Below are 14434 nucleotides of genomic sequence, written 5' to 3'. Positions count from 1 at the left end.
CCGGGCGATCAGAACAGGACGCCGTCCTCTTCCGGGCCATACATGTTGATTTCCATGCCGCACTCGATTTCGCGGATCACAGGCTTGGTCCATGCCATGGGTTGGTCCTCCTCACAGGATTTCATTTTCGGACAGGCTGAAGATGGGGGAGAAGCGGGCGCAAAGCGACTCTTATAATCTAAGATCGGCTACGCCATTGGTCTTAGGACGAAGGTGCCGAACGAAGCGGGATGCGGCCGTCGAGAGTGAAGCCCTTGTTGCGCAAGGTCTTGATCTGAAATCCGAAATCCTCTTCGGCGCCGAGTTTCTTGCGCAGGTAGCCGAGATAGACATCGACGATGTTTTCGTTGCTCGACCCGTCCGCACCCCAGAGCGCGTCGAAGATCTGACCGCGGGACAGAACCTCGGGCGCGTGGTCGAGGAGAAGGTTCAGAAGATCGCCTTCCCGCTCGGTCAGCTGCGCGCTGTGGGGCCCCAGCGTGAGCGTTCGGGTGATGGGGTCGAAGCTTGCGGGACGCGGGCGGGCGGCCTCGGCGCGGCGCTCCTGCACCTTGAGCCGCGCGATCAGCTCGTCGAAGGAGAAGGGCTTGACGATGTAGTCATCCGCCCCGGCTTCGAGCCCGGCGGCGCGGTCCTCGACCTCGGAAAGCGCCGAAAGCATGACCACCGGCAGGGTCAGGCCGCGTCCCCGGATCGCGCGGACAAGGTCGATCCCGCTATCGGCGCCGATCATCACGTCGATGATCGCGGCGTCGGGCGTCGCCTCCATCAGCCGGTCGAGAGCGGTGTCGGCGCGCTGGGTCGCGATCGTGTCGTAGCCATGCAGCGCCAGGCCGCGCGACAGCGCCGAGGTGATCTCGGGGTCGTCGTCGACGATGAGGATGCGGGGCCGTGTCATGGGCGAGAGAGTAGGGCGGCTGGGGCCCGTGTGAAAGCGCGCCGATGGGTGTAGGCGGTGCCCCGGGCGCGGTCAGGTGTCGCGGAGCGGCAGGCTGACCGAGATGCGGGTGCCGGGGGCCTCGCCCAGGGCCGCATGGCGGGGCAGGGGGCTTTCCGCCGCGATCCGCCCGCCCTGTGCCTCGGTCACCCAGCGCGCCAGCGCCAGTCCGATCCCGAAGCCCTGCGCGCGCGCCTCGCCGGCCTGCTTGAACCGCTCGAAGAGCGCGGACGGATCGTCGGAGAGGCCCGGACCGTTGTCGCTGACCGCGATCCGTCCTTCACTGCCCTGGACGGTTGCCGCGATATGGAGCCGGCCGCCGGATCTCGCGTGGCGCACCGCGTTCCGGACCAGACCGGCCACGACCTGCCGCAGCCAGTTCGGATCGCCGGTCACCGGCACCGGGGCAGGGGCCTCGGAGGTCAGGCGCAGCCCGGCATTGTCGAGCTCGGCGGCGGTCTCCTCGATCACCTCCTCCATCACCTGCGCGAGGTCGAGCGGCTGCGCGTCGAGCGCCAACTGCCCCGATTCCGAGCGGGCGACGCGCAGGAGGTCGTCGATCCGCCGGTTCAGCCTGCGCGCGCGGGTCTCGATCGTGGCAAAGGCGGTGCGGCTTTCCGGGGCGCCGGCCTGACCGATCTGCGCTTCCATCAGGATGACCGTCAGCGGCGTCCGCAGCTCGTGCGAGATGTCGGCGAAGAACCTGCGGCGGTCCTCGTCGGTCTTGGCCAGCCGGTCATTGGCCGCGCGCAGCTCGGCGGTGCGCTCGGCGATCACCTCGTTCAGCCGCGTCCATTCGCTCTCCACCGCGCTCTTGCGCTCGGCCAGGGCCGAGGCCATGCGGTTGGTCTCGGAAAAGAGCCCGCCGATCTCGTCGGGGCGGGTGACCGGCAGCGCGACGGCGAAATCCTCTCGCCCGATCCGCTGGGCGGCGTCACGGAGCAGGTCGAGGCGGCGGAATTGCGGGCGCACGAGCCCCCAGTAGAAGAGCGCGAGAAGGCAGAGCGTCGCGGCGGCCACGCCAAGGGCGGTCAGGATCAGCGTGCGGCGCAGATCGGAAATCCCGGCAAGGATCGCGTCGCGGGCGCGCTTCTCGTCGATGACGACCCCGTTCAGGAGCGGATCGAAGCCGGTGGCGAAGATGTCCAGGAAACCTTGCAGGCGTTCCGGGTCGGCGCTGTCCGACAAGAATCCGTCGGTGGTCGAGCGAAAGAGCGCCTCCATCCGCGCGATGCCGATGGATTGCGTGGCGCGGCGGGACTGCTCGTCGATGCCAAGCGAGCGGGCTTCTTCCACCGCGGCTTCCAGATCGGTGCGGAGCCGCGCGAAGGTGGTGAGGATGCGCTCGGTCACCGAGGCCAGCCGGTCGCGCCGCACCTCGGCGGGCCTGCGGGTCTGGACGGCCTCGGCGGCGACGACGATGAAGGTCGACACCTGGGTCGAAAGCGCGGCGTAGCGTTCGATTCGCGTCTCGGCGTTTAAGGCCGCGTCGAGCCGCTGCGACACGCGCTGCATCCCCACGACCATGATCGTCGCGGTCAACAGCGCCACCAGCCCGAGCGCAAACGCGCCCAGACCGAACCTTGCCTTGAGCGACAGGAAACGACGCGTGAACACGGGTGAGCGGTCCTTTTTCGATCAAACTGACGCCCATTTTCCGGGCTAATACGTTCTGACCGCCTTCGATTTGAGCAATATGCTGCAGTGCAGCATGGAAAGGGCGGTCGGTTCACGGGACCTTAACGGCGCGTGATGTAGTTAAGGGATTACGACTTACGGCGGAATTGACAGGAGTATTCTATGATCGAACTTCTTTTTGTCGCATGCCTGAGCACGGCTCCGAACGAATGCCAGGAGCGCAGCATGCTGTATACCGACGTCACACCGATGGCCTGCATGATGGGCGCGCAGCCCGAGCTGGCGAAATGGGTGAACCAGCATCCCAACATGCGGATCTCGAGCTGGAAGTGCCAGATGGTCCAGACGGCCGAAAAAGAAGCTTAATACGGGTTACGCGGCCTCCAGAACAGGGAGGGCCGGTCGCGTAACACCTTCGTTAGTCCCTTTTCAGACAGCAGATTTTGTTCTCATGACCCGGGCGCTCGGATCGCGCTTCGGTCATCTGCGACCCTCGCACGCGTAGACATGGTAGCTGGCCACCGGCTGGGCCTCGCGCGTGCCATCGGCCGTTTCGCGAACGATCGGGACGGGCAGGTCGAACCGGTGCACAGCGCCGGGAAGTTCGGCCTCGAGGACCATGAGATCGAGATCGGGCAGCGCGCGGCAGGCGGCATCGAGTTGCGCCGGGTCCGCCGGGCCCTTGGCCTTAGGGTCCGCGCGCATCGGGCAGCCGGAGGCCGCCGTGTCGGCCAGGTCGATGGTGTTCAGCCCGGCCAGCCCGGAGGCGCGTCGGGCATGTTCGACCGCGAGACCTTCGAAAAAGGCGACCCCGGCGGATTGACGGCAGCTGTAGTAATTGGCCGCGTTGAGCATGAACCATTGCGCCGCAAGCTGCCCCTCCCAGTAGACGGCGCCGGACCGCAACAGCTCCGCCGTCCCGGCGTCGAGCGTCGTCGGACCTTCGGACCAGCGCCGCATCTCGCTGCGCTGGTCGATGGGCATCACGGCGAAGAGCAGCGCGGCGGCGATCAAGCCGGTCCGGAGCACGGGCGCAAGCCGCATGGTCAGGGCGGCCAAGGCAAGCGCGGCGGCGAGACTGCGCAGCAGGTAGTCAGCGGGCAGCCGGTCGACGCCGTTCAGCGTGACCGAGAGCGGCGCGGCACCGGTCAGCTTCACGGCAAGCCCCGCGAGCAGGAAGAAGAGACCCGCGGCCACCGGAAGCAGCGACAGGATCCGGATCGGGGCCGAGTTTCGCGATCTGAGCAGATAGGCGAGCCCCGCTCCGAGCGCGGCGCAGGCCGAGGCGAGGCCACGCAGGCCGGTCAGATGCTCGAGCGCCGCCACCAGCGCGGCGAACGCCAGAAGCCGACGCCAGCGCTCGGGGCCCGAAAGGATCAGCGGCGCGAGCAGCAGGTTTCCGAAGAGCGTGGCCCAAAGCGCGACGCGCCAGGGCTGAAGCCCGATCACCAGACGGTTCTGTAGAAGATCGCCTCCGACCAGTGAGACGGCGAGACCCAGTGCGGCGAGCACAAGCGCCGCGTTTGCGAGGCGGCGCTCTAGGGGCGCGCCCTCGGCGCGAGTGATCAGGAGTGCTACGACCGGCAGAGCGACGGCGGTTATCGCGACCAGCGGGCGCCATTCGGTCAGAAGCGTGATGCTGTCGAGGGTCTGGAGATGCGCGAACCAATCGTCGTTGATCCGCTCGAAGAGCCAGGGAAAGGGGCCCAGTCCGAGGACCGCGAACACCATCATCAGCCCGATGCCGACCGCCGCGATGACGGCAAAGCGCAGCGGCGAGCCGAGCGCGAGCCAGAGGACCAGCGCCAGCGTGCCGAGCCCCGTCAACGGGTGCAGCGCGCAGGTCAGGAGCGCGGCGAGGCCCGCTCCGATCCAAAGACGCCGGAGCGTCAGCGTCACCGCCAGAAGCGCCGCCGCCTCGGCGAAGAGGCGCGGGGTCACGAAGGGCTCGCCATAGGTCAGGATGCCGTTGCCGTAGCCCGCGTTCAGCGCGAGCACGAGCGCCACGGCCACGAAAGCCCGGCGCGTGGGACCGAAGACCGTTCGGCAGAGCGCGATCAGCGCGGCGAGCCAGAGCGCAAGCCCCAGAGCCCAGAGCGCCATATGCGCGGGCGAGAGCCCCAGCGCCCCCACGAGCGGCGCGTAGAGCCGCGTGAAGGGCGCGAAGCTGTCCTGGTTGCCGTAGGCGAAGTAGAGATCCTGCCCGATCGTACCCGCACCAAGGCGCGCAAGCGCCTGCGCGGCGTAGAGATGGGCGTCCTGCACGATCCCGAGATAGGGCCGGAAGGCCAGATGCAGCGCCGCCAGCGCCAGAAGCGCCAGCAGCCCGTCGCGCGACGAAAGCGTGATCCGCGGCGCGGGATCACTTGCTCTCATGGTATTCCTCTTCGGTGTTGATCTCCCACATCTCGGCGCGGGTATCGCGGCCCGCCTCGAGCCCGTCCACCGCGACCATGGCCGAAAGGATCGAGTGGTCCTGGTTGTTGTAGCGATGCATGCCGTTCCGACCCACGCAGTAGAAATTGTCGAACTGCATCACGTAATCGCGGATCTCGTCGAAGCGGTCATAGGTGCCGAAATAGGCGGGATAGGCCTTTTTCGTGCGGACGACGACGCTGTCGAGGTGATCCCCGGCATCGCAGACGCCGAGCTTGACCAGTTCCTCGAGCGCGAATGCCTGCATCTTCGCGTCGTCCATCGTCCAGAAATCGTCGCCCTCGTTCACGAAATATTCGAGACCCACCCAGATCGTGTCCGGGTCCGCCACGAGATAGGGCGACCAGTTGTTGAAGACCTGGAGGCGGCCGACCTTCACGTCCGGCTCCTGAATGTAGATCCAGTTGTCCGGGACCTTCCGGGCGAGCTCTGCCGCCGAGGTGCCGCCGCCGAGTTTCAGCCGCCTCAGAAGCACGCCCACGGTGATGAAGTCGCGGTAGGTCAGACCGTCCGAGACGGCGCGCACCGGCTCGGGCGCGGGTGGCTCCCAGCCGTGGATCAGCTCCTGTACCGGCATGGACGAGAAAATCAGATCGCCCTCGATCCGCTCCTGTGTGCCCTCCGGGGTCTCGATGTCGATGGCGGTGATCTTGCCGCCGTCGTGGTGGATGCCGGTGACGCGGGTCTCCATGCGGACCTCGCCGCCCTGCTCTTCGACCTTGCGGGCGACGGTTTCCCAGAGCTGGCCGGGCCCGTGCTTGGGATAGAGGAACCGCTCGATCAGCGAGGTTTCCACGTCCTTCTGCTTCACGTCGCCGACACTCGGCTTCAGCTTCTTCAGCATGTGCTTGATGAGCCCGGTGATCGAGACGCCCTTGATCCGCTGCGCGCCCCAATCGGCGGGAATATCCTCGCAGGGGACGCCCCAGACCTTCTCGGTGTAGTCGCGGAAGAAGGTCGCATAAAGCTCGTGGCCGAAACGGTTGATGATGAAATCCCGCAGCGATTTTTCCGGCTTGATCGGCGCGAGCCGCGCCTTGCCGTAACTTGCGAAGATCTTCATCGACCGGCCGAGACCGAGATTGGACAGGGTCTGCAGAGAGAACTTGATCGGGTAGTCGTAGAATTTCCGCCCGTAGAGGATGCGCGACACGCGGCTGCGCACCAGCATCACCTCGTCGGTGGTCTCCGGATCTGCGCCGATCTCGGGCGCGTCGATCTGGTGCTGGCGGTTGTGATAGGTCAGCGTGATCGCGTTTTTCTCGTCCGAGGCGGCCTTTTCGAGCGGCAGGATCTCGGCCCACCAATCCATCACGCGGTCGGATTTGGAAAAGAACCGGTGACCGCCGATATCGATCCGGTTGCCTTTGTAGTTCACCGTCTTCGAGATGCCGCCGACCTGGATATCGGCCTCGAACACGATGGGCTTGATGTCGGTGCGGGTGGCCAGTTCATAGGCCGCGGTCAGGCCCGCAGGGCCGCCGCCGATGATGAGCGCGGTGCGTTGGGTCATGGTGGTCCTTCAATCGGCGGAAACGAGCGGCTCGGGCCGCGCGGGTGTGGCGGAGGGCGGGTGGCTCTCCGCCTTGCGGAAGCTGATGCGCTTATGCGCGATGAAGCTGTAGATCGCGGTCAGGCCCACCGCGCAGATATGGGCGAAGCTCTCGGTCCCGAGGGGGACAAATTCCGCCCCGAGCTCTGTGAGGCTGCGGTTGATCAGGGTGGCAAGCGCGGTGGTGATCACCAGCCCGCCGATGGAGACCCCGAAGAAATCCCGCAGCTCGACCCAGATCGATCGTCCCGAGGCCTCGTAGGTGTAGCGTCTGTTCAGCACGAAACTGACGACCATGCCTGCCGCGAAGGCCATCGCCACCGACAGCGGGTAGGTCACCGGACCGTCGAGACCGAACACCCCGTAAAACAGGAACCCGGCGGCGAGGTTGACCAGCGCGGCGGTGCCGGAACAGAGAAGGAAGCGTCGGAACATCGGGCCTTGGAACTCTTTGACAAGCGAAATACGGGTGATCTCTGGCTATCGGACAATACGGAGAGTGTTTGGCCGATTGTTGGCCATTTTCGTGGCAAAAGTCGAATTTGCCCGCGATTGTCTCCATCTCGACAACAGTATCCGCTCAGCGCCTCAGCCGCAGACGGGGTAGGACCCGCTGAAAGACGCGGGCGTCGCGCCAGAACGGACCCCAGTTCGTGGGGCCGAGCGCGGCTAACTGCGCCAGCAAGGGTCGGGTGGGGCGCGGCGTGCCGTGGAAGCGCGCGGCCATCCAGAGATTGAGGGCGTTCGAGGCCTCGGCGCGCTTGCGAACAGGCGCGCGGAGACGGGCGGGCAGGGCGGTCAGGTGGCGCTCGAGCGGCGTGGCCAGCTGCGCGGCGAAATCGTCCAGGTCGCGGGAGCCGGTCACGGTTTGCGAGCCGCCATGCAGCCGGAACGCGGCGCGCCGCTCGGGGCTCCAATGGACCGGACCGCGGCGCGTGAGCTTCAGCCAGAAATCCCAGTCGGCAGTGTACCAGAGGCTCTGGTCCAGACCTCCCGCCTCGCGCGCGATCTCGGTCGGAAAGGCCGCCGCGGGGAGCGCCACGGTGTTCTGTACGAGAAGCCGCGCCAGCGCGTCCTCGCTGGTCAGAGAGCGGGGCGTCGCGCTGAAGCCCGGCGCGAATTGTCCCACGGTGCGACCGTTCGCGTCGATATAGTCGGCGGCGTGCAGATAGAGGGCGGCGTCAGGCGCGCGGTCGATCATCCGGCGGAGAAGGGCGGCGCGGCCCGGTCTCCAGAGATCGTCCTGATGCAGCATCGTGGCATGCGGCGCCTGCGCACGGGACAGCGCGAGATTGGTGTTCTGCACCCAGTTCCGGTTTTCGGGCGCGTCGATGATCGTCAGGTCGAGCCGGTCCGCGAAGCTCTCGGCGATGGCACGGCTGTCATCCTTCGACCCCTGGTCGACCAGGAGAACCTCGACGCCCTCGGCCTGACCCACGAGCGAGCCGAGGCTCTCCGCAAGGGTCGCGGCGCCGTTATAGACGGGAACGAGGACGCTCAGCCACGGCATCGGCGGCTCAGAGCACGTTCAGATGCGACGAGCGGTTGCCCGCGAAGATCGACAGGAGGAAGCCCGAGAAGAACACCTGCAGCCCGATGACGGACAGGGTTGCCGCCGCGATCAGGTTGCGGATCTGGTCGAGCTGGCCGAAATCCTGCGCCACCCAGTTGGCGGTGATCGTGATCGCCCAGATCAGCCCGATCAGCGTCAGCCCAGTGCCGCCCAGGATCCAGTATTCGAGCCGCGAGCGCTTCAGGAGCGACAGCACCCGCGAGGAGGGGCGCCGGTAGCCGCGCTGGACCGAATAGAGCGTGGCGAAGATGCCGGTGATGCCGGTCTGCACGCCCACGACCAGCGCCGCCGAGGCGGCGACCGCGAAGTGGTCGCCGATGCGGAACGGACCGATCCGCGCCAGCTCCGATCCTCCGGCGGTCAGAAGCAGAGCGAAGACGGCAAGGCCGAACACGCTCATCACGATGGCGGGCCAGAGGAACAGGTGCTTGGGCGAGAGCAAGAACATGTAGATCAGGTGCCGCAGACCGTCCCGCCAGGGGTTGAGATGCGGCGGCCGGTCGCGCCCGTCGGGCGAGAGCGTGATCGGCACCTCGTCGATGGTCAGCTCATGCAGGACCGATTTCAGCACCATCTCGGAGGCGAACTCCATGCCGGTCGAGGACAGGTTCAGCCGCTCATAGGCCTCGGTCCGGATGGCCCGCAGACCGCAATGGCTGTCGCTGATCTTGGTCCGGAACAGGAGCCGCAGGATGCCGGACAGGACCGGGTTGCCGATATAGCGGTTCTTCCAGGGCATCGCGCCCGGCTTGATCTCGCCCTTGAAGCGCGATCCCATGCAAAGCTCGGCACCGTCGCGGAGCTTTTCGATCATCTCGACCGATTCGAGGAAATCGTAGGAACAGTCGCTGTCGCCCATCACCAGATAGGTGGCGCCCGCCTCGGCGGCGGCAGCGAAACCGCCATGAAGCGCCGCGCCATAGCCGCGCTCGGCGACGGGAACGACCCGCGCGCCCGCGGCGGCGGCCAGGTCGCGGCTGCCATCGGTCGAGCCATTGTCGGCGACGATGACCTCACCGGGCAGGCCGTGTCGGCGATCGAGCTCGTCCAGCGCCTTGTGCGCGCGCCTGACGCACCACTCGATGGTCCGCGCCTCGTTGAGGCAGGGCAGCACGATGGCGACGCGTTCACTCACGCCGGTCGAGGCGATGTCTTGCATGGCGTTCATTCTGATCCTGCCCCCGGGTCATTCGTGCCTGCGCATCATCGCTGGAATTGTGACAGTAAGGGGGCGGTTGCGGGGAATGTTTTCGATCAGTGATCAATCGGTGGTCAAGCAGCCGGATGTCCGCAACGCGTCGAAAATCGGAAGCGCGGTGTCGGCGGCCTTCGGATAGGTCTCGAGATATGTCTCCAGGGAATGGGTCGAAAGACCCTGCGCCTCGGCATCCTCCGTCGTGAAGAACCGGGTATCGGAGCGCTCGCACAGCGCCTCGATCTGAGCGGGCTCCAGAGAATGCAGCATCAGGGCAATCGGCTCGGTCGGGGCGACGGCGGAGTTGCGTGCGATGTCGGAGCCGAACCAGATCCGGTAAGTGTCGACGATGACGACACGCGCGTCCATGTCCTTCACCGCCTCCGCTGCCGACCGGAACGGTGCGACGAAACCGTTGATCTGCCATGCTTTCAGCGGCCAGATCAGGAGCGGCGTGGCGATCAGCAGGACGACGACGAAGCGGGACATTCGGACAGGGTTCTTCGAGGCCTGCAACCGGTCCCAGCCGAGCGCCGCCAGAAGCGCGACCGATCCGATCTGCCCGTGCAAGTAGCGATAGCCCCAGCCATGCCCCTGGTCGGGCATGAGAAACGGATGCGGCGCCAGGGTCAGCAGGATCGAGGCGACTAGCAGTGTCGCGTTGCGGGGGAGGGGCCGTGCCGCACGCGCGCAGATCAGGAGCGGGAACACCGCGAGGCTCTGCCAGGCGAGGAAGCGGACGATATTGACCCAGACCGAGGCCCAATCGGCGAGGGCCGGAAGTCGCGCGATCCCGGCCAGATTGTCCAGAAGCGAGCGTGCGTCCTCGGCGCCCTGTTCGGCGGCCTGCTGGATCAGCACCCGGTCCCAGGACAGCACAGCGAGATGCCCGATCAGGTAGATCGCGCCGTAGAGCAGGAAGAGCCCGGGTCGGAACGGCCGCAGCAGCAGCACGAAGAACGGGGCGGCGAAGAACACATGCGGATGGACCTGGTGCAGCGATGCGGTCGCGACGCCCACCAGCGCGGCGGCCACATGCGCCCAGAGACGATCCCGGAAGAAGAGATGCAGCCAGAGCAGGTTGAAGAACAGATGCCCTGTCATCGCGTAGCTCGTCAGCGACATCGCCAGGGCCTGGCTCGAGGTCGCGACCAGGAGTGCGGCCATCAGCGGCGCGCGCGGCGCATCGGGGAACATCTGGCTCGCGACACGCGCGGCGAGCAGCACCGAGCCGGCTTGCAGAACCGCCGAGACGTAAAGACCGAGGCCCGCACGGTCGAAGAGCCAGATCAGGATGGCCATGCCGGGGCGATAGGAGCTGGCGACCTGCCCGGTCTCGCGGTCGACGGTGGCGAAGCCGTGGAACATGGCCCGTGCAGTGCCGTGCCACTCCTCGGGAAGGGTAGCGGTCAGGTGGCCCCAGGCGAAGATCTCCGCCTGCAGACGGGGCATGAATTCATCCATCGACAGAGCGAAGCCGCCGAACACCAGATGGGTGCCGAGGATCGAGACGATCAGGCTGGCGAGCGCCAGGCCCCAGATCGCCGGGCCCGCGCCAGCGCGGTCGAGGGCCCGCGAGAGACCATCGAAGACACCCGCGCGCCCGAGCGGCATCGCGAGCGCCATGATCGCCAGACCCGCGACCATTCCGGGAAATCCGATCGTTAGAAAGATCGCCCGCGATGCGCCGAACGTGCCTCCGAGGACCGCGGCGGCCACGAAGCCGCTGGCACAGATCAGGACCGTGATCAGGAAAACCCGGACGGGACTGGGTGAGGTCGCAGTAATCGGCACGGGGCACACCTTGTGACAAACGCCGCCATCTCGGCCGAGCACCGACCCGGGGTCAACGGTCCGCCGCGGAGACCCCCGCCCGGTGTTGCACCAGCGGCGCGCGGAGCGGTGAGGCAGCCTTTACCGCGCGAGGCGACACTCCCGGCGCTCGCATAGGAAAGGGAATCGCCATGCCGCATCTCGTCCCGGTCACGCTCGGCCTCGACGTGGGTCACCACGATCTGCGCCTCTTCGCCGGGGAGGCGCTGCGCTTCGACATCGCCGACCGGCCCGCGGCAGCCGAGATCGTGGTGACGATGGGCGAGGATCTGCATGCTGTCCCCCTCGTGCAGGTGACGGGCGGCGACACTGTGGCGGTCGCGGATCACGAGCTCGAGCTTCTGCCCGAGGGGCGCAGCTGCGAGTACAATATCTGGCTGCGCGACGGCGGCGACGAGCGCCTCGTGCAGCGCGGCCGGATCACCCTGCGCGCCAGCCTTGCGCCGGTCGATCCCGCGCTGGTGATCGCACCGCGGATCTCGGGCAGCTTCGAGGTCGGCGCGACGCTGACCCTCGATTCGGACGCGCCCGAAGGCAGCCTTCCGGCGATCCGCTGGACCCGCAGCGGCGCGGCCATCGCGGGCGAGACGGGCGGGACGCTTCTCCTGACCGCCGCCGATGAAGGTCACGAGATCGGCGCCGTCGTGACGCTCGAGGGCGAGGACGGCCCGGTCTCGACCGAGGCGACGGGCGGAGGGCGCGTCACCTGGCCCGCGCCGGTGGCCTTGGGTCTTGCCGAGACCATCGTGACCGCCGGGACGCCGGTGTCGGTCGACCTCTCCGCCGGGTTCACCGGCGAGGGTCTGACACTGGCGCTCGCGCCCGGCTCCGACCCGCTGCCAGAGGGCCTCGCCCTTTCCTCCGCAGGCCTCCTTTCGGGCGGTGCCGAGATCGCCTCGGCGCGCCACCTCGTCATACGCGCCGAAAACTCCGGCGGCGCTGCGGAAGCCGGGTTCGATCTGAGGATCGAGGCCGCGCCGATCACCCTCACCCACACCGCGACAAGCCCGCGCCTGATCGTCGATGGCGACAGCGTTCTGGCCAACCGTCCCGGCGCGCGCGACCTGATCGAGGGTCAGATCGGCCATCTCTTCCGCAAGCCGCAGGGCTACATGCAGGCCGCCGGTGGAGAACCCGCCTACAAGATCGCCGAGGGTCTGAGCTCTGTCATCGACCTCGTCGTGCCCGGCGAGACTGTCGTCCTGATGGGACCGGTCGGAGCCAACCAGTCGCTGGTCGACGACACCTTCCCCGAGATCATCGCCTATCTCGACGACATCTATTCGCGGCTCCTTGCGGCGGGCGCGGTCGTGGTGGCGATCCCGACCCTGCCCGACGATCCGTCCTTCGGCCCCATCGACGAGAAGAACGCGCTGCGCGACTGGGTCTATGCCTATGAGACCGGCGGCACCGTCTCCTATGGCGGCGTCAGCCACGCGGTCGCGGCGCATCCCGGGTTCCTCGCGGTCGATATCGGGTCGCGCGATGCGTCCGGGGTCTATGCGCCCGACAGTTTCACCTCGGCCATGAAGCTCGACCAGTCGCACCCGTCGGCCGCCGAGGGCGCGCCCTATCTCGCGCGCAAGGTCCGCGACGCGCTCCTGCCGCTCGTGACCGGAACCGCCTGGGATTTGCCGAACCTGCTCTCGCCCGGGGCCGCGTCCTTTGCGGGCGCCGTGGCGCCGACCGCGGCCGGGGTCACCGGCACCGGCCCCGCGGACTGGGTGGCGACGCGCCCGGTGGGCACGGGCGACTGGGTGCTCTCGCGCGACCCCGACGGCGCGCTCGTGGCCGAGATCGCAAACGCGCCCGACCGGACAATGCTGCAGCTCCTGCACGGCGTCGCTCAGGGCTACGACGCGCTCGCGGGCGATATCCACGACCTTCTCGCTGAAATCGAGGTCGACCCGACCTCGACCGGTTATGGCGGCGTCGAGCTCCTGTTCCAGGGCACCGGCTGCGGCACCTCCGGGCTGGGCTACGGGACGCCCGACGCGCCCGTGCGGATGCGGACCCAGAACGCGCCGCTCGCCCTGGCCGAGACCAGCCGCAACGCGATTATCCGAATCGGCGTCGTTGCGGGTGCGACCGCGCGGTTCCGGATCACCCGCGCGCATCTTCTCTTTGTCGAGAATGTCGCGGGCGCGCTGGCGATCTCGGGCACGCCTGCGACCTCGGTCGAGCTCGGCGCGGCCTACAGCTTCACGCCCCTGGTCGCGGGCGGCCAGCCGCCCTACGCCTTCGCGCTGATCGGCGGCACGTTGCCCGACGGGTTGAGCCTCGATCCCGCGAGCGGCGCGATCTCGGGGGGCGCGACCGAGGCGGGTGTCTTCACCGGTCTCGCGCTCCAGGTCTCGGACCAGGCGGGGGCGGCGGCGGTGCTTCCGGCCTTCGATCTGACCGTGACGCAGGCGGCGGTCCCGGCGATGCTGTCGGCCCCGACCCTCGACGGGACCGCGCCCGCCGTCGGCGACACGCTCACCGCCGATCCGGGCAGCTGGAGCAACGCGCCCACGAGTTTCGCCTATCAGTGGCTGAGCTCCGGCTTCGAGATCCCGGGTGCGACCGCGCAGAGCTACACCGTGGCGAGCGGCGATATCGGCCAGACCCTGTCGGTCGAGGTCATCGCCTCGAACGCAGGCGGCGACAGCGCGCCCGTCCGCTCGGACGAGACCGCTCCGGTGACCGGAGCCAGCGCCGCGGTCATCGCCTGGGAGAGCGCGATCAACAGCCCCGCGCCCGAGGATTTCGCCTATTCCGATCAGGATCGGACCGTGACCGCGACCGCCGGGATCAGCGGCGCGCGCCACACCCGCGGGGCCGAGCCGCTCACCGGCAAGGTCTATGTCGAGATCGAGGCGGTCTCGGGGGTGAACGCGGTCGGTCTGTCCACCGATGCGGTCAACTACATCTCCGGCGGCGCCAATGGCACGGGTCGCGCCTACTGGATCGGCACGCTGCTGATCTGGACCGGCGGCAGCCGGGGCACCGGCAGCGGTAACCTGATCGGGGATGGCGACCGGGTGCAGATCGCCGTCGATGCGGATGCGGGCCTCATGTGGATGCGCCGCAACGACACCGGTCTCTGGAACGCCGATGGCGCTGCCGATCCGGCGAGCGGAACGGGCGGGCTCGACATCTCGGGTCTGAGCGGAGGGCTCTACCCTTACGTGCAGCTCCAGAAGCTCGCGGGCGCGGAGGCGCGGCTTCACGCCAGCGCCGAGCGGCTGGCCTATGCGCCGCCCGCGGGCTTCGCCGCGGCGGGCTGAC

General features: G+C 67.8%; 11 protein-coding genes. 2 read left to right on the top strand and 9 right to left on the bottom strand.

Features of this window, described 5'->3' with window-relative positions; translation table 11 throughout:
- Positions 1-8: 8 nt before the first annotated feature.
- From pqqA to ACFQ4E_RS11645, 3 genes are all read right to left on the bottom strand, one after another.
- On the bottom strand, positions 9-98 hold the full coding sequence (gene pqqA / locus ACFQ4E_RS11655) for a pyrroloquinoline quinone precursor peptide PqqA (protein WP_037266221.1): 90 nt from the start codon (positions 96-98) through the stop codon (positions 9-11).
- Between the two features lie 104 nt (positions 99-202).
- The gene (locus tag ACFQ4E_RS11650) at positions 203-898 is read right to left on the bottom strand and encodes a response regulator transcription factor (protein ID WP_386803698.1); all 696 of its coding nucleotides are present in this window, start codon (positions 896-898) and stop codon (positions 203-205) included.
- A 72-nt stretch (positions 899-970) separates the two neighbouring features.
- The gene (locus ACFQ4E_RS11645) at positions 971-2554 is read right to left on the bottom strand and encodes a sensor histidine kinase (RefSeq protein WP_386803696.1); all 1584 of its coding nucleotides are present in this window, start codon (positions 2552-2554) and stop codon (positions 971-973) included.
- A gap of 183 nt (positions 2555-2737) precedes the next feature.
- Here ACFQ4E_RS11645 and ACFQ4E_RS11640 point away from each other — a divergent pair, with 183 nt between their 5' ends.
- Complete coding sequence (locus ACFQ4E_RS11640; protein ID WP_386803694.1) at positions 2738-2941, top strand: hypothetical protein; 204 nt, start codon at positions 2738-2740, stop codon at positions 2939-2941.
- A 114-nt stretch (positions 2942-3055) separates the two neighbouring features.
- Here ACFQ4E_RS11640 and ACFQ4E_RS11635 read toward each other — a convergent pair whose 3' ends face one another.
- The 6 genes from ACFQ4E_RS11635 to ACFQ4E_RS11610 form a co-directional block, all read right to left on the bottom strand.
- Positions 3056-4951, bottom strand: coding sequence for a hypothetical protein (locus ACFQ4E_RS11635; RefSeq protein ID WP_386803692.1), 1896 nt, complete (start codon positions 4949-4951; stop codon positions 3056-3058).
- On the bottom strand, positions 4938-6524 hold the full coding sequence (locus tag ACFQ4E_RS11630; protein WP_386803690.1) for an NAD(P)/FAD-dependent oxidoreductase: 1587 nt from the start codon (positions 6522-6524) through the stop codon (positions 4938-4940). Before ACFQ4E_RS11630 ends, ACFQ4E_RS11635 begins: the two co-directional genes overlap by 14 nt.
- A gap of 9 nt (positions 6525-6533) precedes the next feature.
- Positions 6534-6998 carry a GtrA family protein gene (locus ACFQ4E_RS11625; protein WP_386803688.1) on the bottom strand — a complete coding sequence of 155 codons (465 nt, stop codon included), beginning with the start codon at positions 6996-6998 and terminating at the stop codon, positions 6534-6536.
- A 145-nt stretch (positions 6999-7143) separates the two neighbouring features.
- Complete coding sequence (locus tag ACFQ4E_RS11620; RefSeq protein ID WP_386803687.1) at positions 7144-8073, bottom strand: glycosyltransferase family 2 protein; 930 nt, start codon at positions 8071-8073, stop codon at positions 7144-7146.
- Between the two features lie 7 nt (positions 8074-8080).
- Complete coding sequence (locus ACFQ4E_RS11615; RefSeq protein WP_386803685.1) at positions 8081-9304, bottom strand: glycosyltransferase family 2 protein; 1224 nt, start codon at positions 9302-9304, stop codon at positions 8081-8083.
- Between the two features lie 93 nt (positions 9305-9397).
- Positions 9398-11125, bottom strand: coding sequence for a hypothetical protein (locus tag ACFQ4E_RS11610; RefSeq protein WP_386803683.1), 1728 nt, complete (start codon positions 11123-11125; stop codon positions 9398-9400).
- Positions 11126-11295: 170 nt separating this feature from the next.
- Between ACFQ4E_RS11610 and ACFQ4E_RS11605 the strand changes: the two genes are divergently transcribed.
- Complete coding sequence (locus ACFQ4E_RS11605) at positions 11296-14433, top strand: putative Ig domain-containing protein (protein WP_386803681.1); 3138 nt, start codon at positions 11296-11298, stop codon at positions 14431-14433.
- The last annotated feature ends 1 nt before the right edge of the window (position 14434 follow it).

It is taken from the genome of Litorisediminicola beolgyonensis, assembly GCF_042679605.1.
Classification (GTDB): domain Bacteria; phylum Pseudomonadota; class Alphaproteobacteria; order Rhodobacterales; family Rhodobacteraceae; genus Litorisediminicola; species Litorisediminicola beolgyonensis.
Note: the sequence above shows the minus strand (reverse complement) of the source record. Positions and strands in the feature narration are given on the sequence as shown.

What these genes read in the sequence shown, in the direction of transcription:
- ACFQ4E_RS11615 (WP_386803685.1), bottom strand. Translation starts at nt 9,304, where the DNA reads ATGAACGCCATGCAAGACATCGCCTCGACCGGCGTGAGTGAACGCGTC.
- ACFQ4E_RS11605 (WP_386803681.1), top strand. Translation starts at nt 11,296, where the DNA reads ATGCCGCATCTCGTCCCGGTCACGCTCGGCCTCGACGTGGGTCACCAC.
- ACFQ4E_RS11630 (WP_386803690.1), bottom strand. Translation starts at nt 6,524, where the DNA reads ATGACCCAACGCACCGCGCTCATCATCGGCGGCGGCCCTGCGGGCCTG.
- ACFQ4E_RS11620 (WP_386803687.1), bottom strand. Translation starts at nt 8,073, where the DNA reads ATGCCGTGGCTGAGCGTCCTCGTTCCCGTCTATAACGGCGCCGCGACC.
- ACFQ4E_RS11625 (WP_386803688.1), bottom strand. Translation starts at nt 6,998, where the DNA reads ATGTTCCGACGCTTCCTTCTCTGTTCCGGCACCGCCGCGCTGGTCAAC.
- ACFQ4E_RS11640 (WP_386803694.1), top strand. Translation starts at nt 2,738, where the DNA reads ATGATCGAACTTCTTTTTGTCGCATGCCTGAGCACGGCTCCGAACGAA.
- ACFQ4E_RS11650 (WP_386803698.1), bottom strand. Translation starts at nt 898, where the DNA reads ATGACACGGCCCCGCATCCTCATCGTCGACGACGACCCCGAGATCACC.
- pqqA (WP_037266221.1), bottom strand. Translation starts at nt 98, where the DNA reads ATGGCATGGACCAAGCCTGTGATCCGCGAAATCGAGTGCGGCATGGAA.
- ACFQ4E_RS11635 (WP_386803692.1), bottom strand. Translation starts at nt 4,951, where the DNA reads ATGAGAGCAAGTGATCCCGCGCCGCGGATCACGCTTTCGTCGCGCGAC.